Source organism: Mesorhizobium sp. KR9-304 (assembly GCF_040049215.1).
In the GTDB taxonomy this organism is placed as follows: Bacteria; Pseudomonadota; Alphaproteobacteria; order Rhizobiales; family Rhizobiaceae; genus Mesorhizobium_K.
Window position 1 is genome coordinate 654798 of record NZ_JBDZDN010000003.1, and the last position, 21638, is coordinate 676435.

The 21638-nt window shown below is 64.0% G+C and carries 19 protein-coding genes; 9 read left to right on the plus strand and 10 right to left on the minus strand.

What is annotated here, in order from left to right; genetic code table 11:
- Positions 1-5: 5 nt before the first annotated feature.
- The gene (gene accC, locus ABLE71_RS19430) at positions 6-1352 is read left to right on the plus strand and encodes an acetyl-CoA carboxylase biotin carboxylase subunit (protein WP_348785099.1); all 1347 of its coding nucleotides are present in this window, start codon (positions 6-8) and stop codon (positions 1350-1352) included.
- A gap of 18 nt (positions 1353-1370) precedes the next feature.
- Positions 1371-1988 (plus strand): leucyl/phenylalanyl-tRNA--protein transferase, encoded by a 618-nt coding sequence (gene aat, locus ABLE71_RS19435; RefSeq protein WP_348785100.1) that lies wholly within the window; start codon positions 1371-1373, stop codon positions 1986-1988.
- 13 nt (positions 1989-2001) lie between these two features.
- Here aat and ABLE71_RS19440 read toward each other — a convergent pair whose 3' ends face one another.
- The 3 genes from ABLE71_RS19440 to ABLE71_RS19450 form a co-directional block, all read right to left on the minus strand.
- Positions 2002-2511 carry a penicillin-binding transpeptidase domain-containing protein gene (locus tag ABLE71_RS19440; RefSeq protein ID WP_348785101.1) on the minus strand — a complete coding sequence of 170 codons (510 nt, stop codon included), beginning with the start codon at positions 2509-2511 and terminating at the stop codon, positions 2002-2004.
- A 339-nt stretch (positions 2512-2850) separates the two neighbouring features.
- Positions 2851-3279 carry a DUF2155 domain-containing protein gene (locus ABLE71_RS19445; RefSeq protein ID WP_348785102.1) on the minus strand — a complete coding sequence of 143 codons (429 nt, stop codon included), beginning with the start codon at positions 3277-3279 and terminating at the stop codon, positions 2851-2853.
- Between the two features lie 124 nt (positions 3280-3403).
- On the minus strand, positions 3404-3802 hold the full coding sequence (locus ABLE71_RS19450; RefSeq protein ID WP_348785103.1) for an NADH:ubiquinone oxidoreductase subunit NDUFA12: 399 nt from the start codon (positions 3800-3802) through the stop codon (positions 3404-3406).
- Between the two features lie 161 nt (positions 3803-3963).
- Between ABLE71_RS19450 and ABLE71_RS19455 the strand changes: the two genes are divergently transcribed.
- A complete protein-coding gene (locus ABLE71_RS19455; protein WP_348785104.1) occupies positions 3964-4707 on the plus strand; it encodes an isoprenylcysteine carboxylmethyltransferase family protein in 744 nt (247 codons plus the stop codon).
- Between the two features lie 34 nt (positions 4708-4741).
- On the opposite strand, the gene ABLE71_RS19460 is transcribed toward ABLE71_RS19455, so the two are convergent.
- The 5 genes from ABLE71_RS19460 to ABLE71_RS19480 all read right to left on the minus strand — a co-directional run bounded on the left by ABLE71_RS19460 (position 4742) and on the right by ABLE71_RS19480 (position 11303).
- Positions 4742-5236: an N-acetyltransferase gene (locus ABLE71_RS19460; RefSeq protein WP_348785105.1), complete on the minus strand. Its 495-nt coding sequence runs from the start codon at positions 5234-5236 to the stop codon at positions 4742-4744.
- Entirely contained in the window at positions 5233-5736 is a 504-nt protein-coding gene (locus ABLE71_RS19465; protein ID WP_348785106.1) for a GNAT family N-acetyltransferase, read from the minus strand. The genes ABLE71_RS19460 and ABLE71_RS19465 overlap by 4 nt, the downstream gene beginning before the upstream one ends.
- A complete protein-coding gene (locus tag ABLE71_RS19470; RefSeq protein ID WP_348785107.1) occupies positions 5737-6363 on the minus strand; it encodes a poly-gamma-glutamate hydrolase family protein in 627 nt (208 codons plus the stop codon). It abuts the gene before it with no gap.
- 9 nt (positions 6364-6372) lie between these two features.
- Entirely contained in the window at positions 6373-7872 is a 1500-nt protein-coding gene (gatB, locus tag ABLE71_RS19475) for an Asp-tRNA(Asn)/Glu-tRNA(Gln) amidotransferase subunit GatB (protein ID WP_348785108.1), read from the minus strand.
- Between the two features lie 533 nt (positions 7873-8405).
- Complete coding sequence (locus ABLE71_RS19480; protein WP_348785109.1) at positions 8406-11303, minus strand: Rne/Rng family ribonuclease; 2898 nt, start codon at positions 11301-11303, stop codon at positions 8406-8408.
- Between the two features lie 614 nt (positions 11304-11917).
- Here ABLE71_RS19480 and ABLE71_RS19485 point away from each other — a divergent pair.
- From ABLE71_RS19485 to ABLE71_RS19510, 6 genes are all read left to right on the plus strand, one after another.
- Positions 11918-13153 carry an N-acetylmuramoyl-L-alanine amidase gene (locus ABLE71_RS19485; RefSeq protein ID WP_348785110.1) on the plus strand — a complete coding sequence of 412 codons (1236 nt, stop codon included), beginning with the start codon at positions 11918-11920 and terminating at the stop codon, positions 13151-13153.
- 1 nt (position 13154) lies between these two features.
- The gene (locus tag ABLE71_RS19490; protein WP_348785111.1) at positions 13155-13388 is read left to right on the plus strand and encodes a hypothetical protein; all 234 of its coding nucleotides are present in this window, start codon (positions 13155-13157) and stop codon (positions 13386-13388) included.
- The gene (locus tag ABLE71_RS19495) at positions 13385-15817 is read left to right on the plus strand and encodes a penicillin-binding protein 1A (RefSeq protein ID WP_348785112.1); all 2433 of its coding nucleotides are present in this window, start codon (positions 13385-13387) and stop codon (positions 15815-15817) included. The genes ABLE71_RS19490 and ABLE71_RS19495 overlap by 4 nt, the downstream gene beginning before the upstream one ends.
- A 251-nt stretch (positions 15818-16068) precedes the next feature.
- Positions 16069-17200 (plus strand): peptide chain release factor 2 gene (prfB, locus tag ABLE71_RS19500; protein ID WP_348785113.1). Its coding sequence is split into 2 segments (ribosomal slippage): positions 16069-16134 and positions 16136-17200, totalling 1131 coding nucleotides; the frame shifts between segments, so codons are not numbered across the junction.
- Between the two features lie 348 nt (positions 17201-17548).
- Positions 17549-17827, plus strand: coding sequence for a hypothetical protein (locus tag ABLE71_RS19505; RefSeq protein WP_348785171.1), 279 nt, complete (start codon positions 17549-17551; stop codon positions 17825-17827).
- Positions 17828-18221: 394 nt separating this feature from the next.
- Positions 18222-18878: an OmpA family protein gene (locus tag ABLE71_RS19510; protein ID WP_348785114.1), complete on the plus strand. Its 657-nt coding sequence runs from the start codon at positions 18222-18224 to the stop codon at positions 18876-18878.
- Between the two features lie 72 nt (positions 18879-18950).
- Here ABLE71_RS19510 and ABLE71_RS19515 read toward each other — a convergent pair whose 3' ends face one another.
- Positions 18951-20564, minus strand: coding sequence for a DEAD/DEAH box helicase (locus ABLE71_RS19515; RefSeq protein WP_348785115.1), 1614 nt, complete (start codon positions 20562-20564; stop codon positions 18951-18953).
- A 189-nt stretch (positions 20565-20753) separates the two neighbouring features.
- Positions 20754-21527: an NAD kinase gene (locus tag ABLE71_RS19520; RefSeq protein WP_348785116.1), complete on the minus strand. Its 774-nt coding sequence runs from the start codon at positions 21525-21527 to the stop codon at positions 20754-20756.
- Positions 21528-21638 lie beyond the last annotated feature (111 nt).

A 21638-nucleotide genomic window follows, 5' to 3' on the forward strand; every position in this document is an offset into this window, starting at 1 on the left:
GGCGCATGTTCCAGAAGATACTCATAGCGAACCGCGGCGAGATCGCCCTTCGAGTGCTGCGCGCCTGCAAGGAGCTCGGCATCCAGACGGTGGTCGTGCATTCGACGGCTGACGCCGACGCCATGCATGTGCGTCTCGCCGACGAAAGCGTTTGCATCGGCCCGCCGCCGTCGCGCGATAGCTATCTCAACATCCACCAGATCGTTGCTGCCTGCGAGATCACAGGAGCGGACGCGGTGCATCCGGGTTATGGCTTCCTATCCGAGAACGCCAAGTTTGCCGACATCCTGGCCGCCCACAACATCACCTTCATCGGGCCATCGGGCGATCACATCCGCATCATGGGCGACAAGATCGAGGCCAAGCGTACGGCCAAGCGTCTCGGCATTCCGGTCGTGCCCGGCTCGGACGGCGCCGTGTCGGACGAGCGCGAGGCGAAACGCATTGCCGCCGATATAGGCTATCCCGTGATCATCAAGGCGTCGGCCGGCGGCGGCGGGCGCGGCATGAAGGTCGCGCGGTCCGAAGACGACCTGATACAAGCGCTGCAGACGGCGAGCACCGAGGCGGGTGCGGCCTTTGGCGACGACGCGGTCTACATAGAAAAATATCTCGAAAAGCCCCGCCACATCGAGGTTCAGGTGTTCGGCGACGGCATGGGGCGCGGCATCCACCTCGGCGAGCGTGACTGCTCGCTGCAACGGCGCCACCAGAAGGTGTGGGAAGAGGCGAATTCTCCCGCTCTGAATGCCGAAGAACGCGCGCGAATCGGCGAGACCTGCTCGAAGGCGATTGCCGATCTCGGTTATTCCGGGGCCGGCACGATCGAGTTTCTCTACGAGGACGGCGAGTTCTATTTCATCGAGATGAACACGCGCCTACAGGTCGAGCATCCGGTGACGGAGGCGATCACAGGCATCGACCTGGTGCATGAGCAGATCCGCGTCGCTTCGGGCGGCGGGCTGTCGGTAACGCAGGACGAAATCCGCTTCCAGGGCCACGCCATCGAATGCCGCATCAACGCCGAGGATCCGCGCACCTTTACGCCTTCGCCCGGCACGATTACCCATTTCCACACGCCCGGTGGTCTTGGCATCCGGGTCGATTCCGGCGTCTATTCCGGCTACCGCATTCCGCCCTACTACGACAGCCTCATCGGCAAGCTGATCGTGCACGGCCGCAACCGTGTTGAATGCATGATGCGGCTACGCCGTGCGCTTGACGAGTTCGTCGTCGACGGCATCAAGACCACGCTGCCGCTGTTTCGCGATCTGGTCGGCAATCCGGACATTGCCAATGGCGACTACGATATCCACTGGCTGGAAAAATATCTGGTTGAGACGGTGGAGTAGCCAGGCAGGCTGGTGGCCATGACCCGTCCCTACGCGCCCGGCTATCGCATTCCGACCGATCTTCTGCTCAAGGCCTACGCGTCGGGGGTGTTCCCGATGGCCGAGAGCGCCGGCGACCCGGAAGTCTTCTGGGTGCGGCCCGAGACGCGGGGCGTCATTCCGCTCAATGCCTTCCATATGCCGAAAAGCCTCAGGAAGGTGATCCGGCAGAACCGCTTCGATATACGAATCGATACCGATTTCGCGGGCGTCATCGATGCTTGCGCGGAGGAGCGCGAGGAACGGACGTCGACCTGGATCAACGCGCCGATCCGCGAAGCCTACATAAAACTCTTCGAGCAGGGGCACTGCCATTCGGTGGAGGCCTGGCGCGATGGACTGCTGGTCGGCGGGCTCTATGGCGTGAAACTCGGCCGCGCCTTCTTCGGCGAGAGCATGTTCTCGCGCGAGACGGATGCGTCCAAGGTCTGCCTGGCGCATCTGGTAGAGCGCCTGCGCGAACGGGATTTTGCCCTGCTCGACACACAGTTCACTACAGAGCATCTGAAGCGGTTCGGCGCGATTGACGTGCCGCGCGGGCGCTACGAGAAGCTTCTCCACGAGGCGCTCAAGGGAAACGCTGTCTTCTACCCCTGAATTCGAGGGCAGGCTAAAGCGCGTCGAGCGTCGAAGGCAGTTCCTTCAAGAAGTCGTCGCGCGTTCCAAGGCTAGGACTCATCTTCTTTGGCTGTGAATTCTCCTTGAGACGCGCGAAGACGATAGTCCGGTCGCCTTTGTTCGCCCAACCGACATACCAGCCCAGCGGCCGTTGCCTGTCGGGCGTGCCGTCGGCCTTCACCGGAAAGCCCGCACCCGTCTTGCCATAGACGGTCCAGCCATTCGGCAGCTTGTATTCTGTCAGGATTGCCTCGGTCATCTCGTAGGCGTGGGCGCTGACGTCGAGCTTCCTGCGGACGACCTTGATCAGGGAGTCGATCTGCTCGAGCGGCGAGATGCGCAGCGACGAACTCAGCCAGGACCGGGTCAGGCCGTTGTCCTTGCCTGCGTCGCCCGACACGTCGGCATTGCCGTAGCCGAAGGCCGTGACGTAGCCGGCGAATTTCTCTTCGCCGAGCGCCTGCGTCACCTGCTGCGAATACCAGACGACCGAGTTCTTCATCCATGCCGCTCGGGTCGATGTCGGTCCGCCACGATTCGATCCAGTCCGGATAGCCTTCCTTGAAAGGCAGTTTCGGATTGTTCTCGTCCTTCAGGAAACCGGCGTCATATCCCATGAGCGCGATCGGAATCTTGAACGTCGAAGCAGGCGGAACGTGCCGGTCGCATTCGCCCTCCCGCTTGAGCACCGCGCGCGTCGAGGCATCGGCGAGGATGGTGCAGACATTGTCCGCCAATGCTGAACCCGTGCCGACCGCGGCAGCGAGGGCCGCCGCCGCGCAGATCCGGAATGCATGGCGGGCGCACGCGACGCCGTTGATGGCAAGGGACATGCGGGGGATCAGTTCGTTTCCGGTGCGGGGACGTCGGAGGATTGCTTGCAGCTCTTCAGCCAGACGTCGTAGACGGCGTGCTCGACAGCGTTAAGGCCCGGGCTTTCGGCGAACATCCAGCCGGTGAAGATGCGGCGGATCTTTCGGTCGAGGGTAATCTCGTCGACCTCGACGAAGGAGTCGGTCTTCGGCTCTTCTGTTACCGGGCGCGAGTAGCAGACGCGCGGCGTCACCTGCAGCGCGCCGAATTGCACCGTCTCGTCGATATAGACGTCGAAGGTGATGATGCGGCCGGTGATCTTGTCGACGCCGGTGAATTCGGCGACTGGATTGCTGACCCGTTCGGCGTTCGCCGGCGACAGGCCGAAAACAGCGAATGCGGCGAAGGCGCCAAGTGCGGTTCTGGCCAGCGGGATCGGGCTGAAAAAAGGTAGCATGCGGGAAGCACCGGAAGTTGCGCCTGACCCGAAACGCGCGGGCCGTTCGCCTATCAAGACACCAGCCACGCAACTAACCGGCAATTGTGGCGACAAATGACGTGGCCCGACCGCCGATGCACGATCAGTTGCCCGGCGTCCAGGCGTCGTAGTCGCCGGTCACCTGTGGCCGATGCTTGCCGGAGAGCAACGAGCCCTTCGGGCGGTAGGCCGCGGGGCTGCCTGTGAGATTGGGAATATGAGACTTCTGCCATTCGCGCGGCCTATAGTCTTCGGCGGATGGCGCGACGTCGACCCGGTGATGAAGCCAGCCATGCCAGCCGGGCGGCACCGCCGACCCTTCGGCGTAGCCATTGTAGATAACCCAGCGGCGGGTGCGGCCGTCGGAGTTGACGCCGCCCTCGTAGTAGACGTTGCCGACCTCGTCCTCACCCACACGCTTGCCGAAGCGCCAGGTGTGGAAGCGGGTGCCAAGCGTCTCGCCGTTCCACCAGGTGAAAAACTGGGTCCAAAACTTCTTCATCTGTTCCTCGTCGCCGACAGGCGTCGCATTCCATCGCTTATGGCGTTGGCGTGGACGGATGGCAAGGGCAAAGCGCCGCAGTGCCGGCGCCGCAATTCCGGCTCAAAGCTGCAGCAGAAGCGCTTCAGGCCGCGCGTCGCGGCGCTCCGCCGGAGACGGACATGATTGCCGATTCGATCGCACGCCAGGGCAGCTGGTTCTTCCGCTGGCGCAGTTACGTGCTGCTCGGCTTCGCGCCGCTGGTGTATCTTGTCGTCACCCAGCCCGAGCCGATCGAAACCACCTTCGGGCCCGCGGCCGACACGCTGTTCGAATCGGTCTGCATCGCGCTTGCCTTCCTGGGGCTCGCCATACGCGCCTACACGGTCGGCCATGTGCCGGCGGGCACGTCCGGCCGCAACACGGCGAGGCAGGTCGCCGACACGCTGAACACGACGGGCCTCTACTCGCTGACCCGCAACCCGCTCTATCTCGGCAATGCGGTGATCTATATGGCGGTCGCCTGCTTCCTGCAGAACATCTGGTTCGCGGTGCTGATGCTGCTCTTCCTGATCGTCTATCTCGAGCGCATCATCGCGACCGAGGAAAAATTCCTCGCGGGAAAATTCGGCGACGACTACCGCAACTGGGCGGCCGAGGTTCCGGCCTTCTTCCCAAGATTGACAGGGTGGCGGGCCCCGAAGCTGCCGTTCTCCTTCCGCAATGTGCTGAGACGCGAATATTCGGGCCTGTTCGCCATCATCGCGGTGTTCTTCGTACTCGACCAGTCGCGCGAATATCTGGCCGAAAGCAAGATTGCGCTCGATCCGAACTGGCTGGCGGCTCTCGCCATCGGCGCGCTCGCCTACGTGCTGCTGCGCTGGGCGAAGAAACGAACCCGCTTGCTCAACGTCGCCGGCCGCTGAAATCAGCAGGTGAAGGGGGTGGAGTTGCTGGCCCCTAGGCACGCGAAAGCAGCCTTCGCATGATGAGGGACGAATGACCGGCGGCGCCATGCGGTGCAGCCCTTCGCTCGACAACCTCGAAGCCGTGTTTTTTGTAGAAGGCCAGCGCCCGGTCGTTCCCTTCCAGCACTTCGAGCGCGATGCTCGGCATGCCGGCATGCGCCGCGAGAACGGCGTGAAGCAGGTCGACCGCCACGCCCGTTCCAAACTCGCTTTTGTCGACGTGCAGGCGGTCGAGCATGACATCGCCGTCCTTGAACTGGGCCATGGCATAGCCGACGATGGCGCCGTCCGTGCGCTCCGCGACGAAAGACATCGTATCGGCGTCGGTGAGATCCGAGGCGAGGCGCTCTGGCGAGTGCTTGTCGCCGGAAATGCGCGCCGCAGTGTCTTCGCCGACAATCGGCCCATAGGTGCGCCGCCAGGAATCGCCCATCAACCGCGACACGGCCGGCACATCCTGCTCGGTCATGGCCCTTATTTGCGTCATCGGCCCACTTCTCCTCTCCGGCGCTCGAACAGAAGGGCAGGGATACCGGACTGCTCCGCGCCGCAATTGGCGGTCCGGCCGGACTGCACGAAGCCTTGCAACCGGTAGAAGCCGATCGCCCTGGCGTTCGCTTCTTCGACTTCGAGCTTGAACAGCGTGGCGTCGGGAAAGCTCTCGATGATCTCGTCGAGCAGCATGCCGCCGATGCCGCGACCCTGGAAGGCGGGACGGACGTAGAGCTGGTTGAGCATGACCGATGTGCCGGCGGCATCGACCGTCGCAAATGCCATTCCGCCAAGCTGCTTGCCGTCGTCGGCGACGAGGAACTCGGCATTAGGCCGCTCGAGCCGGCGTTTCAGCGACTCGAGCGAATACCAGTCGTCGGTGATGGCGGTGACGCGTTCGGCCCCGTAGATCGAATCGTAGGTCGCGTGCCATGTTTCGACGAGGAGGTCGCGGACGGCCTTGAGATCGCGCTCGCTGGCGGTCCGGACGAACATCTAGTTTGAAGCCGTGCTAGCGTAGTTCGACTGAGCTTTAAGTTGCTCAGTCATCGCCGACAGAATGATTTTGGCTACCTGATCTCTTGCTTCGCGAGACCTCATCGCGCGCGGCAACTCGATTTGAACCCCCCTTTTGCTAGCATTCAGGTTGCAGATATTCTGCTTTCTGGTCGCGGCCAGATGAGGTGCCGCTTTGGTCGCAACGGGAAATTTGGCACCCCGCAATGCGTTTTGAATCTTGCCTGCCAATTCCACGTCGAGCCCGCCTACGTGAGCCTCTGGCAATCCAGTGCCGTGGATAGCCACCACAATGTCCGCTCCAGCAGCAATTCTGCGGGCGTCAGGGTCATCATAGTGCTCCGAAGTAACGTGCAAGCGGGAGAAGTTTCCCGAGAGTCTCCCTTTTGCGTCGCGCCGTTGGCCAATAAATGCAAATAGCTTGAAGTCGCTACCAGCAATCATCCGTGCAATTTCGGCAGTGCCGGATTCGATAGCACCACCATGCGGTGCCATAAGTAGAACATCGGAAGTCGGCTCAGCAATATCGTACCGATAGCTGCTCGCCGGTTCCTTGGCGCGAAGCTCAAGCATGGATTGGTAAAAGTCTTTGCGTTTCCGCAGCATACGATTGGATCAATCGATCCCGAGCTTGGCCTTGACGAGGTCGTTGACAGCCTGCGGGTTGGCCTTGCCGCCGGTCGCCTTCATCACCTGGCCGACGAACCAGCCGGCGAGCGTCGGCTTGGCCTTGGCCTGTTCGACCTTGTCCGGATTGGCGGCGATGATCTCCTCCACCGCCTTCTCGATCGCGCCGGTGTCGGTGACCTGTTTCATGCCACGGCTTTCGACGAGCTGGCGCGGATCGCCGCCCTCGTTCCAGACGATTTCGAAAAGATCCTTGGCGATCTTGCCGGAGATCGTGCCTTCCTTGATCAGGTCGATGATCGCGCCGATCTGGTCGGGTGTTACAGGGGCGTTTTCAATATCCTTGCCAGCCTTGTTCAACTGCCCAAGCAGATCGTTGATCACCCAGTTGGCGGCGGTCTTGCCGTCGCGCCCGGCTGCAACCTTCTCGAAATAGTCGGCGATCGCCTTTTCCGAGACGAGGATCGACGCGTCGTAAATCGAGAGGCCGAGGCTCTTCACCAGCCGCTCCTTCTTGACGTCGGGCAGTTCCGGCAGACCCTCAGCCAGCGCATCGACATAGGCCTGGTCGAACTCAAGCGGCAGAAGGTCCGGATCTGGGAAATAGCGGTAGTCGTGCGCCTCTTCCTTGGAACGCATGGACCGCGTCTCGCCTTTGGTTGGGTCGAAAAGGCGCGTCTCCTGATCGATCTTGCCGCCATCCTCCAGGATGGCGATCTGGCGGCGCGCCTCGTAGTCGATGGCCTGGCCGATGAAGCGGATCGAATTGACGTTCTTGATCTCGCAGCGCGTGCCGAACTCGCCGCCGGGCTTGCGCACGGACACGTTGACGTCGGCGCGCATCGAGCCTTCGTCCATGTTGCCGTCGCAGGTGCCGAGATAGCGCACGATGGTCCGGAGCTTGGTGACGTAGGCCTTGGCTTCGTCGGCCGAGCGCATGTCGGGTTTCGACACGATTTCCATCAGCGCCACGCCGGAGCGGTTCAAGTCGACATAGGACATGGTCGGGTGCTGGTCGTGCATCGACTTGCCGGCGTCCTGTTCGAGATGCAGCCGCTCGATGCCGACCTCGATGTCCTCGAATTTTCCTTCGCGGTCCGGCCCGACCGAGATCGTCACCTTGCCTTTGCCGACGATCGGCTGCTTGAACTGCGAGATCTGGTAGCCCTGCGGCAGGTCGGGATAAAAATAGTTCTTACGGTCGAAAACCGACTTGTGGTTGATCTCGGCCTTGAGGCCGAGGCCGGTGCGGATCGCCTGGCGCACGCATTCCTCGTTGATCACAGGCAGCATGCCGGGCATGGCGGCATCGACCAGGCTGACATTGGCGTTGGGCGCCGCGCCGAAGGAGGTCGAGGCGCCCGAGAACAGCTTCGCCTCCGACGTCACCTGGGCGTGGACTTCCAGCCCGATGATGATTTCCCAGTCGCCGGTTGCTCCGGGGATAAGGCGCTTGGCGTCGGGCGTGCGGGTATCGATGATGGACATGGTGGCCTGATCTGTTTTGCGTTTCGTTTCGCTAGTGCAAAGAGCGGGGAGTGGCAAGAGTTGCCGGAAGCCAAGCTTCGTCATCGCCACGCCTGCTTTCGCATCTGGCCTTTGCTTGAAAAGGTGGGGAGCGGGGCACGGGACCGAGCCTCTCAATTATTAGTACGTGGCCGGTTTCCGCGCCCCGCCGGCGTTCTTGCCCTACCTGGAGGGGACGCAGCGAATTCTTTCACTGCGCGACCTCGGTCAGGGCCCGGACCTCAGGGCTCATCACCCAGCCGCGCCACCGTAGCGCGACCGATCCGGCGCCGTCCCCTCCACGCTCATCCGGTTCATGACCCGTGTTCCCGCGAGGGTGATGGCCTCAGTATCGCGCAGGCTGAACGCGCGTGAATAGAATGCCGCCGCTTTTATCGGTGATCGAACGAAATCAATGGCTTGCCGGGCATGTCTATCCACGCCCAGATGCGCTGGGGCCGAAAGCGCGAGTGCGCTTCCGGCCCCAAGATTACGATATAACCGACTGAAAGAGCTTAGAAAAAGCCCTTCCTTTGCCACCAGCCGGCGCGTTTCGGCTGGTCGGATGCCGGTTCGGTCTGACCTTCCGCCTGCGTGGACGAAACGACGGCGACGGCAGGCTCGGCATTCGCCGGCTTGCGGCGCGATGCGCTTTCCTCGACGGACCGGTCGTCCGCGGCCGCCACAGGCTCGGAAGCCTCGGGTCGGGCCATTTCGGGCTCGGCGACCGCAACCGGTTCATCGGGAACCTGCGATGCGGCATCCGCGGCCACGGCCTTCTTCGCCCTCGAAGCGCGCCGCGGCTTCTTAGCCGGCTCGCTGGCCACCGCCGGTTCGACAGCTTCGTCAGCAGCGCTCGCCTCGACGGTTTCCTCAGCCGCGATCTCCTCGGCCGCAACAAGCTCGTCGGCCTCCGGCTCGGGCAGGTCGCCGGCTTCAGCCAGCGCGTCGTCGCCTTCCTTGCGGTTGCGCTTGCCGCCGCGCTTGCCGCGCCGGCGCTTCTTGGCCTGACCGTCTTCGGAAGTATCCGCCGTGTCGGCGACCGCATCCTGCGGAGCATCCGCATCGGTTTCGACCTCGAGATCGCTTTCGCTGGCTGCAAACTGGGCTTCGGCAGCGCCATTCGGCATCGCCCCCGCCGCCCCTTCGCGCGGAGCGCCATTGTCGTGGTCGCGATCGCGGCCACCCCGCCGCCGGCGCCGCCGCCGGCGCTTGCGGTCGCGATTGCCCTCCTCGCCGCCTTCGGCCGGAGGCTGCTGCTGTTGGGGACGCTGTTCGGCCGGTGGCGTGTATTCAGCCTCGGCCTCGACGATTTCGTCCTCTTCCTCTTCAACCGGCGGCGGCGCCAGGAACTGCTGCTCCTGGAAGCCAGCCGGCTTCTCGGCAACGGCGCCGCGCAGGATCATGTAGTGCTGTGCGCCGACAGTCTCGTCGACCTCGACGGTGATCGTCAGGCCGAACCGGATCTCAAGCTCGGTGAGCGTGCTGCGCTTGTGGTTGAGCACGTAGAAAGCCGTGGAAGCCGGGGTCTTGACGATGATGTGCTGCCGTGAATCCTTGAGCAGGAACTCCTCGATGGCACGCACGACGAGCAGTGCCACGGATGAATCGGATCGCACATGCCCGGTGCCGCCACAATGCGGGCAGGGCTTCATGGTCGATTCCAGCACGCTGGCGCGGATGCGTTGGCGCGACATTTCCATCAGGCCGAAATGCGAGATGCGGCCGAGCTGGATGCGTGCGCGGTCGTTTTTCAGGTGATCCTTGAGGCGCTTCTCGACCGCACGGTTGTTGCGGTTTTCCTCCATGTCGATGAAGTCGATGACGATCAGGCCGGCAAGGTCGCGCAGGCGCAACTGGCGGGCGACTTCCTCGGCCGCCTCGAGATTGGTGTGGAGCGCGGTCTCCTCGATCGAATGCTCTTTGGTAGAGCGCCCGGAGTTGACGTCGATCGCGACCAGCGCCTCGGTCTGGTTGATGATGATGTAGCCGCCCGACTTCAACGTCACCTGCGGCTGCAGCATGCGGTCGAGCTGCGACTCGACGCCGGCCCGTGCGAAGATCGGCGTCGTCTCGCGATAGGGCTGAACCACTTTGGCGTGGCTCGGCATCAGCATGCGCATGAAGTCCTTGGCCTCGCGGTAGCCGTCGTCGCCGGCGACCAGGATCTCGTCGATGTCCTTGTTGTAGAGGTCGCGCACGGAGCGCTTGATCAGCGAACCTTCCTCGTAGACCAGCGCGGGCGCGGTGGACTGCAGCGTCAGGCTTCTGACGTTTTCCCAAAGCCGCATCAGATATTCGTAGTCGCGCTTGATCTCGGCCTTGGTACGGCTCTCGCCGGCGGTGCGCAGAATGACGCCCATGCCCTGCGGCACCTCGAGATCGGCCACGACCTCCTTCAGGCGCTTGCGGTCCTGCACGTTGGTGATCTTGCGCGATATGCCGCCGCCGCGTGCGGTGTTGGGCATCAGCACGGAATAGCGGCCGGCGAGCGAGAGGTAGGTGGTCAGCGCCGCGCCCTTGTTGCCGCGCTCTTCCTTGACGACCTGCACGAGCAGGATCTGGCGGCGCTTGATGACCTCCTGGATCTTGTAGTGGCGGCGCGGCGGCTTGCGGCGGTTGCGCACTTCCTCGAGCGCATCCTCGGCGCCGACAGATTCGACCTCGTGTTCATGGTCGTCGTGGTGGGCGGGGCGGATCTCCTCCACAGAACCGCCGCGCTCGTCATCGCCGGCCGGCTCGACGATCTTCTCCGAGACCTCGTCCAGTTCGACTTCCGCGGCAATCGAGGTCACCCCGCCGGAGGGCTTGTCGTCGCCGCTTGCATCGTCCCCGGCATCGTCTCGAGCGGCGTCGGCGGGCGGCGTGGCGGCGTCGGCTTCCGCGGTTGCAACAAGCTCTTCCGGGGCGGCTGATCCGTCGGCACTCTCGTCGCCTGGGCCATCGGCCTGGCCGGTTTCGGCCGGCCGCTCTTCCGTGGGTCCGGCAGAGGCATCGGCCGAATCAGTCCCCTCGGCGGCCTTCAGCGCGTCGTCGCCGCGGTCGCGGCTCTTGCCGCCGCGACGACGGCGATTGCGGCCCCGGCCGCGCTCGCGATCCTCCTCCTCGTCGTCCTCTTCCTCGGCTTCGGCCGCTTCGGCGCGAAGCAGCGCCTGCCGGTCGGCGACGGGGATCTGGTAGTAGTCGGGGTGGATTTCGCTGAAGGCGAGGAAGCCGTGACGGTTTCCGCCATATTCGACGAAGGCAGCCTGGAGCGACGGCTCTACGCGGGTGACCCGCGCGAGATAGATGTTTCCTTTGAGCTGCTTCTTGTCCTGTGATTCGAAGTCGAATTCTTCAATGCGGTTACCGCGAACGACGACAACCCGTGTTTCCTCCGGGTGGGAGGCGTCTATAAGCATCTTGTTGGGCATTATATCTTTTCCCTCCGGCAGCCGCCGACCGCAGCGCCGCGGAAAAACTCCGCCGCCGCGCGCCTGTTGGGATGCCGGAAATTGCGTCCGCGCGGGCCTGGCTTAGCGTCATGACGGTGCCGCCCGCAGCCGAACCGGCGCGGTGTCTTGCGGACCTTTTCACGATTGCGCTTGCCATTCCTTGCCTTGCGGAACCTTTTGAACCTAAGCCCGGACTAACCGGACCAGCTGATTTGCTCGTGAAGAGCCGGCGCGGATCCTTCGTCTTCCGGCCGTATTCGCTTGCGGCAGGGGCTCCGCGCCACCGGAGCGCCCCGACGAAATCCACAGGGACCAACCTTCACACCATCACAGGTTGCGATTGGAGCCGCCTCGCGTCGCCTGAGACTTTTGGGAGTAGCGGCGGAGGGGATCCGGGCATTGCGGTGATCCGGTATCGCTTTTATGATTTGACGAAGTTTTAGGCAACCCCGATTTCTGCCGCCGGCAAATTTGGCTTCCGTTAGGACAATCGGCGCGAAACGCTCGGTTAACCTTGTCCGAATACCACTCGTTAACAGTGTGGAGTCTGTCCGGGCCGCGCCGCAAGCAGCAGATTTGAGGCAGGGAAACTGATGAGTCGTAGAGCCACAAGGCACGAAAGCAATCGCGGGGCTCCAGCCTGGGCGGTGCTTCTGTTGCTGGTTCTCGCCTGTTCGTCGATCTTTCCGTCGCCCGCTCGCGCGCTCGAAGCGCATGACTACAAGATGGCCGGCGATGCGGTGCGCATGCGGGTCGTCATCAATTTCGACAGCGAGCCGGAGCCGAGATGGTTCCTGCTGCGCGCCCCCCACCGGCTGGTGATCGACCTGCCGACCACGAAATTCGCGATCGATCCAAGCGAACTGAAGGCGCGGGGACTGATCAGGAACGTCCGCTACGGCCAGATCAACGGCAAAACCTCGCGGTTGATGCTCGAAGCCAAGGGTCCGTTCGTCATCGACAAGCTGGACATCCTGCCCAACGAGGCATCCCCCGGCTTTCGCATGGTGGCAGATCTGTCCGCGGCCTCGCAGGGCGCATTCGAAGAGGCGCTCGCGGTGCAGGCGGCGACGACCGGCTCGACCGAGACGACGCCTAAGAGCGAGCGCCTGGGCTTGCGGACAGGCCGCGAGGGCCAGCGCTTCACCATCGTCATCGATCCCGGCCATGGCGGCATAGATGGCGGCGCCGCCGGGCCGGGCGGCACCGTCGAGAAGGACATCACCCTGACCTTCGCCGCGGAGCTGCGCGACAAGCTGCGGGCCGACGGCCGCTACAACGTCTTCATGACGCGCGAGAAGGACGACTTCCTTCGCCTCGACGATCGCGTGAGGATCGCCCGCGAGCACGAGGCGGACCTCTTCATCTCCATTCACGCCGACACGATCCGGCTGAAAGGCATTCGCGGCGCCACGGTCTATACCGTCTCGGAAAAGGCTTCGGATGCCGAGGCGCAGGCGTTGGCGGACCGCGAAAACCTCTCCGACCAGCTCGCCGGGATCGCTGTCGAGGAAGAGGACCAGCAAGTCGCCGACATCCTGATCGACCTGATCAAGCGAGAGACGCACAGCTTCTCGATGCGTTTCGCGCGCTCGCTGGTCGGCGAACTGTCGACCACGGTCGGGCTGATCAACAATCCGCACCGCTTCGCCGGTTTCAAGGTGCTGAAGGCGCCGGACGTACCCTCGGTCCTAGTCGAACTCGGCTACCTGTCGAACGCCAAGGACGAGGAGCAGCTGAAAAACGCCGATTGGCGCGCCAAGGCCGCGACGAGCATCTCGAAGGCGATCGAGCTCTTCGCCACCTCGACCGGCAGCGCCGGAGGCTGAAATGCTGTGCGTCGGCGGCAGCGGCGACGATGAAAATGGCGGCGGTCCGTGGCGTGGCGAATCGACCACGGCCTTCACAATTTTTTCGCCGATCTTGCGCTGCCGTGCCCGCTTGCCCCATTTTGCACACATCGCCAGATCAAGGCTTGGCGAATTCGGAAAGGGATGGTTCCGGCGACGTTTGATCGCCGTCGTTTTGCGGGAATCCCCCGATCTGGCATTGGAGCGGGCATGATTCGACTGGTCGGTTATTTCTTCGGCATCGGCACGGCGCTTGCGCTGCTTGTGGCGGCGGGGATCGGCGTGTTCGTCGGAAACCTGGCCAAGGACCTGCCCGACTACGAGGTGCTGTCGAAATACGAGCCGCCGGTCACCACCCGCGTGCATGCTTCGGACGGCGCGCTGATGAGCGAGTTTGCTCGCCAGCGCCGCCTCTACCTGCCCATCCAGGCGGTTCCCGACCGGGTCAAGGCGGCGTTCCTTTCGGCCGAGGACAAGAATTTCTACACCCATCCCGGCATCGACGTTGCCGGCCTGTTCCGCGCGGTCGTCAACAACATACAGACAGGCGCCCGCCAGGGTGCTTCGACGATCACGCAGCAGGTGGCCAAGAACTTCCTGCTCACCAAGGACCAGACCTACGAACGCAAGATCAAGGAAGCGATCCTGTCGTTCCGTATCGAGCAGGCCTTCCCCAAGGACCGCATCCTGGAGCTCTACCTCAACGAGATATTCTTCGGCCTCAACGCCTATGGCGTGGCCGGTGCGGCGCTCACCTATTTCGACAAGTCGGTCAACGAACTGACGGTTTCGGAATCCGCCTACCTCGCGGCGCTGCCGAAAGGCCCGGCGAACTACCATCCGTTCCGGCATACCGATCGCGCGGTCGAGCGCCGCAACTGGGTCATCGACCAGATGGTGGAGAACGGATACGTCTCGCGCGAGGAGGGCGACAAGGCGAAGTCCGAGCCGCTCGGGGTCAAGCCGCGCCGCACGGGTACATATCTGTTCGCGGGCGAATACTTCACCGAGGAAGTCCGCCGCGAGATCATCTCGCGCTATGGCGAGAACGCGCTCTACGAAGGCGGACTTTCGGTCCGCACGACAATCGACCCCAAGATGCAGCTCATTGCCCGCAAGGCGATGCAGAACGGGCTGTTGAAATACGACACGCTGCGCGGCTACCGTGGCCCGGTGGCGCGGATCGAGATGGGCGCCGACTGGGGCGTGCCGCTGGGCGAGGTCAAGGCGCTCGCCGACGTGCCTGAGTGGCGCCTCGCCGTGGTGCTGGAAAGTTCGGACGCCGGACTGTCGATCGGGCTGCAGCCGAAGCGGGAGATTTCCGGTGCGCTCTCCGCCGAGCGCGAGACCGCAACCGTGGCCGCCGAGGACATGAGCTTCGCCATGCGCCACATCGTCGACGGCAAGCGCGTGAAGGCCGATTCCCCCGCCGAGGTGCTGAAGGCCGGGGACGTCGTTTACGTCGAGAAGAAGGAAGGCGCAGCCTATCAGCTCCGCCAGATTCCCTCCGTCTCGGGCGGGCTGGTGGCAATGGACCCGCATACGGGCCGCGTGCTGGCGATGGTCGGCGGCTTCTCCTTTGCGCAATCCGAATTCAACCGCGCCACACAGGCGATGCGCCAGCCCGGCTCGTCGTTCAAGCCGATTGTTTATGCCGCGGCGCTGGACAACGGCTACACGCCGGCCTCGGTCATCATGGACGGGCCGATCACCATCAAGTCGGGCAACACGACCTGGACGCCGAAGAACTACGACAGCAAGTCGGCCGGCCCTTCCACGCTGCGGGCCGGCATCGAGCGTTCGCGCAACCTGATGACGGTGCGGCTCGCCCACGACATGGGCATGAAGATCGTCGCCGAATATGCGGAGCGCTTCGGCGTCTACGATCATCTGGCGCCCTACCTGCCGATGGCGCTGGGCTCCGGCGAGACGACGGTGATGCGCATGGTCTCGGCCTATTCGGTGATGGCCAATGGCGGACGCCAGATCAAGCCGTCGCTGATCGACCGTATCCAGGACCGCTACGGCAAGACCGTCTACAAGCATGACGAGCGCGGCTGCGAAGGCTGCGTGGCGCAGGAATGGACGAACCAGGTCGAGCCGGAACTCGTCGACAACGCCGACCAGGTGCTCGATCCGATGACCGCTTACCAGATCACGTCGATGATGGAAGGCGTGGTCCTGCGCGGCACGGCGACGACGCTGCTCGAACTCAACCGTCCGGTCGCCGGCAAGACCGGCACCACGAATGACGAGAAGGACGCTTGGTTCATCGGCTTCACGCCGAACCTGGTCGTCGGCCTTTATATCGGCTTCGACCAGCCGCAGACGCTGGGCAAGGGCACGACCGGCGGCGGGCTGGCCGCGCCGATCTTCAAGGAATTCATGGCCGAGGCTCTCAAGGACACGCCGCCGGTGAACTTCCAGGTTCCGGAAGGCATGACCCTCATCGCCATCAACCGCAAGACCGGCATGCGCGCCGAAGAGGGCGAGCCGGGTACGATCATGGAAGCCTTCAAGCCCGGCACAGGGCCGGCCGACAGCTATTGGGTCATCGGCATGGATGCGGGCGGCGAAATGGGCGAGACGATCTCGCCCTCCGCGAACCGGGCGATCCAGTCCGGGGGGGGCGGCCTGTATTAGGTTCCCGGCCCGAATGCGCACCATGTCACTTCGCATCGTCGAATGACGCGCTAGCTCTTACCACTCGCCGTCGCCCCTCAAGATCGGTTCCCGTCACCGGGGAGGCGCGCAAATCTCAGGCGGCAGGATGGGCGGACCCAGGTTCGCCCATTTCTGCGTCCGAGCTTATCTTTGCTTTACAGGTGCGGACCGCATCCCTATGTTCCGCGCCGATTCAACCACCTCCTTTTGATGGAAAGCCCAATCCAGCCATGCGCGCGGAAACCGAAAAGCTCGTCGACGAAATCAGGCAGGGCATAACCCTGCTGAGGAGGCATCTTTGACTGGGATCAGGCGCTGAAGCGGCTTGATTACCTGAACATGCGCGCCGAGGATTCCATGCTCTGGAACGACGCGCAGGAAGCCCAGAAACTGATGCGGGAGCGCCAGGGCCTGGAAGACGGCGTGAAGGCGGTCCGCGAACTGACACGGGCGCTGGAAGACAATATCGGGCTCATCGAACTCGGTGAGGAAGAGGACGACCAGCCCGTCGTCGACGAGGCGGAAGCCGCGATCCGCTCGATGGCGGGCGAGGTCAAGGCGCGCCAGATCGAGACCATGCTCTCGGGCGAAGCCGACGCCAACGACACCTATCTTGAAGTCCATGCCGGCGCCGGAGGCACCGAAAGCCAGGACTGGGCCTCGATGCTGCTGCGCATGTACACCCGCTGGGCCGAGCGCCGCCGCTTCAAGGTCGAGGTGCTGGAAGTGCACGACGGCGAAGAGGCCGGCATCAAGTCGGCCACCGTGCTGATCAAGGGTCACAACGCCTATGGCTGGCTGAAGACGGAATCGGGCGTGCACCGCCTCGTTCGCATCTCGCCTTATGACAGCAACGCCCGCCGGCATACTTCCTTCGCCAGCGTCTGGGTCTATCCCGTCATCGACGACTCGATCGAGATCGAGGTCAGCGAGTCGGACGTGCGCATCGATACCTACCGCTCGTCGGGTTCCGGCGGCCAGCATGTCAACACGACGGATTCGGCGGTGCGTATCACCCATCTCGCGACGGGAATCGCGGTGGCCTGCCAGGCCGAGCGCTCGCAGCACAAGAACAAGGCCAAAGCCTGGGAGATGTTGCGCTCGCGCCTCTACGAGGAGGAGCTGAAGAAGCGCGAGGCCGCGGCCAGCGCGACCGAAGCGTCGAAATCCGACATCGGCTGGGGCCACCAGATCCGTTCCTACGTCCTCCAGCCCTACCAGCTCGTGAAGGACCTGCGCACCGGCGTCGAGAACACGAGCCCGTCCGACGTGCTCGACGGCGATCTCGATGAGTTCATGGAGGCATCGCTGTCGCTGCGCATCGAAGGCGGGGCAGGGCAGCCGGTCGCGGATATCGAGTAGGCCGTTAAGCTTTCGTTAACCATGCGGGCGCAGCATTCGCGATGCGGATGCCGGCGCAGGCTGCGACATTGTGCACTGCAGCAAAAATCTTGCGTTGGCGAAAGAATCGCTCCAGCATCGGGGGTACTGGAGGAGGAAAAGCATTCAGCCGGACGCGGCTTATCTGCGCTGACGGGCGGCGAAGGGAAGACACGGATCCTGGGACGGGCAAGCGAAAGCTTGACGAACTCGTTTTGACAGGAATGAGCCATGTCCTACCACGCAAGCATGTCGGCCACGACGAGCCGGACACTCCAAAAGCGCCTTACCCCGTATCTCGGCGCCGCCGCACTGGCGGCCTGCCTGGCGATGCCCGCCGCGGCGCATGACGCCATCCCCACGGCGGCCAAGCCGCAGGGCTGGTCCTATCCTTTCTCCTGCTGCTCCGGCTACGATTGCCGCGAAGTTTCGTCCAAGCAGATCAGCGAGAAGCCGGAAGGCTATGTCATCAAGGGCACGGGCGAGATCGTCGCCTATTCCGATATGCGCCTGAAGGATTCGCCCGATGGCGAGTTCCACTGGTGCTCGGTGGCAGGGGCGGACGATTCCCGCACCATCTGCCTTTTCGTCCCGCCGCGCTCCTACTGAGCCGCGCTTCCGACGCGAGGTTGTGGGGGCATCCCGCTATGCTGCCGTTGGGTGGGCGGCGTAGCTTGACACGATCAGGCGCCAGTTCCGCGCGGGCCGCGGTCGCGGCAGCCTGGCCAGACGCCGACTGGTCGACCGGCAAGCCTGACTTCGGCAATCCAGGATTGGGGTCGAATACGGCCTCCGCGACGACGCAGATCAGCGCGCGGTCATCCATGCCAAGAATCTCAGGTAGGGCCGTCATTTCGGGGTGACCGGCCGATCATGATATGCGATCTGCCTTCCGGCAGCCGGACCGGCTGTCGGCTTTTTGCCGCATTTCGTGGTACAAGAGCGAAGGGACGGACAGCGCGACGAGATCGTTGCGCCGAGAGCATCTGAGAGGGGACACCCGATGACGAAAAAACTGATCGCCGTGCTGGCGGCCGCGGCTCTTGCCGGCGCCTGCTCGACCGATCCCTATACGGGCGAGCAAAAGGTCTCCAACACGGCCGGCGGCGCTGCCATCGGCGCCGGCCTCGGCGCACTTGCCGGCATGGCCGTCGGCGGCAGCAGGAACGCGCAGCGCAACGCCGTGCTGATCGGCGCGGGCCTGGGCGCGCTCACTGGCGGGGCGATCGGCGCGACGATGGACAAGAACGAAGCCGAGCTTCGCGCTCAGCTCCAGGGCACTGGGGTCAGCGTGACGCGCGTCGGCGACCAGGTTGTCCTCAACATGCCGTCGGACATCACGTTCGACATCGACAGGGATGCAATCAAACCGAGCTTCCGGCAGACGCTGAACTCGGTCGCGATCGTGCTCAATCGCTATCAGCAAACCGTGGTGGACATATTCGGCAACACCGACTCGACAGGCAGCGACGCCCATAACCAGGACTTGTCGCAACGTCGTGCTCTGGCGGTCGCCAACTATCTTAACCAGCAGGGGGTCGATTCACGCCGCTTCGCGGTCACCGGCTTCGGCTCCAGCAGGCCGATCGCGACGAACTCGACGGCCGAAGGGCGCGCACTCAATCGCCGCGTCGAGATCCAGCTGTCGCCGCTGACCTGACCGGTTTCAGACAGGCGTAAAAATGGAAGCGGCCCCGAACGGGGCCGTTTTCACGTTTGAGACAATCGAAGCCTAAGCCTTCGCTTCGATGCGCATGAAGGCGGGCATGTCGTCGCCGAAGCCAACCGTGCCGTCGCTCATGTCGTCATCGCGGCGATGATGCCGCTTGTCGTCGCGGCGCGGCCGGTCGGACCGGTCGTCACGGGCCGGCCTGGCGGCACGGTCGCTGCGCGGAGCGTCGGTACGGCTGGTCTCGGTGCGGGCACCGCGGCCGGCATTCTCCGACTTGATCGTATCCTTGCGGGCACGGCGCTCCTGCGCGATGCCGGCGGCTTCGGGGGCAATCTCCGCCGGCTCCGCCTCGATCTGCTCGACCGGCTTGGCCGCCGGCGCCTCGCGGCGGGAACGTCCGCGATTGCGGTCCCCCCGCTCGCCCTCGTCCTTGCTGCGTCCGGCCCGGCGCGGAGCGCCCCGGCCGCGGCGCGGAGCCTCTTCGTCACTGCCTTCGCTGGCGACCACCGTCGACAGGTCGCCGTCATGCCATTCGATCTTGAGCCCGGTGAGCCGCTCGATGGCGTCCAGATATTTCGTGTCCGAGCGCGTGACGATCGTGAACGCCTTGCCCAACCGCCCGGCGCGGCCGGTACGGCCGATGCGGTGGACATAGTCCTCGGCATGGATCGGCACGTCGAAATTGATGACGTGGCTGACGTCGGGAATATCGAGGCCGCGCGCGGCGACGTCGGAGGCGACGAGCAACTTGAGCTTGCCGGCGCGGAAACTCTCGAGCATTGCCATGCGCGCGCGCTGGTCCATGTCGCCATGCAGCGCGCCGGCATCGAACTCGTATTTTACCAGCGACTTGAACAGGTCGGACACCTCGACCTTGCGGTTGCAGAAGATGATCGCGTTCTTCAGGCCGTCGGCTTCGGCCTTGATGAGGTTGCGCAGCGTCTCGCGTTTGTCCCAGGGTTTTGGCCCCGACTTGACGAGGCGCTGGGTGATGTTGGTGCTGGTCGATGCAGCCTTCGAGACCTCGACACGCACCGGCGCATGCAAAAACTTTTCCGTCAGCTTGGTGATCTCCGGCGGCATCGTCGCGGAGAAAAACAGCGTCTGCCGGGTGAACGGAATCATCTCGCAGATACGCTCGATGTCGGGAATGAAGCCCATGTCGAGCATGCGGTCGGCCTCGTCGATGACGAGGATCTCGACGCCGTTGAGCAAGAGCTTGCCGCGCTCGCGGTGATCGAGCAGGCGGCCGGGCGTGGCGATCAGCACGTCGGCGCCGCGCTCGAGCTTCTTGTCCTGCTCGTCGAAGGAGACGCCGCCGATGAGGAGCGCGATGTTGAGCTTGTGGTTCTTGCCGTATTTGATGAAGTTCTCCTCGACCTGCGCGGCGAGTTCGCGCGTGGGCTCGAGGATCAGCGTGCGCGGCATGCGCGCGCGGGCGCGGCCCTTTTCGAGACGCGTGATCATGGGCAGGACGAAGGCGGCGGTCTTGCCGGTGCCGGTCTGCGCGATGCCGAGCACGTCCTTGCCCAGCAGCGCATGCGGGATAGCGCCGGACTGGATCGGAGTAGGCACCGTGTAACCGGCGTCCGTGACTGCGGAGAGGACCTTGGGCGACAGGCCGAGGTCTGCGAATGTCAACGCTTCTTGAGCGGTCGTCGTGTCTGAAGACAAGTGTTTGGCTGCTTTGGCTGGTTCGATGGCGCGACAGGGATGCCGCGGCAAGCGCCTCGCGCCTGCAATATTGTGCATTGCGATAGGCGCAGACCCGCGTTTTGTCAACTTAAATGCCGGTAATGTAAGGATCACAACCGTATTATGATTAGCGGCTAACGTTAATCGCGAGCCGGCTTCCAGGCCGCCTCAATAGCGAAACTGCTCGGCCAGGATGCGCTCGTTCCACGAGTGGCCGGGGTCGAACAGCAGGGTCGCGGTCTTGGTCTGCGACTCCCGCACGGTGACCGAGATCACCGACTTCACCTCGACATGGTCGGCCGACGCGTTCACCGGCCGCTTTCCGGGCTCCAGTATGTCGAAGCGCACGGTCGCCTTGTCGGACAGCAGCGCGCCGCGCCAGCGGCGCGGCCGGAACGGGCTGACCGGCGTCAGCGCAAGCAGCGGCGCGTCGAGCGGGAGGATGGGTCCGTAGGCGGACAAATTGTAGGCGGTGGAGCCGGCCGGCGTCGCCACCATGACGCCGTCGCAGTTGAGCTCGTCGAGCCTCACCTTGCCGTCGATGGCGATCCTGATCTTCGCCGTCTGGTAGGACTGGCGCCAGAGCGCGACTTCGTTGATGGCGAGCGCCGCCTGCTTGTCGCCGGTCTCGGTCTCGGCCTCCATCTCGAGGGGGCGGATCGTCTCGGGCAGCGCGGCCGCGATCCGCCGCGGCAGGGCGTCGGCGCGGAACTCGTTCATCAGGAAGCCGATCGTGCCGCGGTTCATGCCGTAGACGAGCTTGCCGGTGCTCATCGTCTCGCGCAGCGTCTGCAGCAGGAAGCCGTCGCCGCCGAGCGCCACGACGACGTCGGCCTCGGCGACCGTCGCCTGTCCATAGCGCGAGATCAGCTCCGCCGCCGCGGCGCGCGCGTCGTCGACATCCGACGACACGAAGGCGAACTTCTCTGCGGCTGTGCTCATGCTTTCGCGGTCGGTCCCGATGGGAGGCGGTGAGGGGTTAGCACGGGGCGTTGCCAGTGCAAAGGGATGGGCTTGCCGCGCATGTCCGGTTGATTAAAGCCCAGCCTCCGG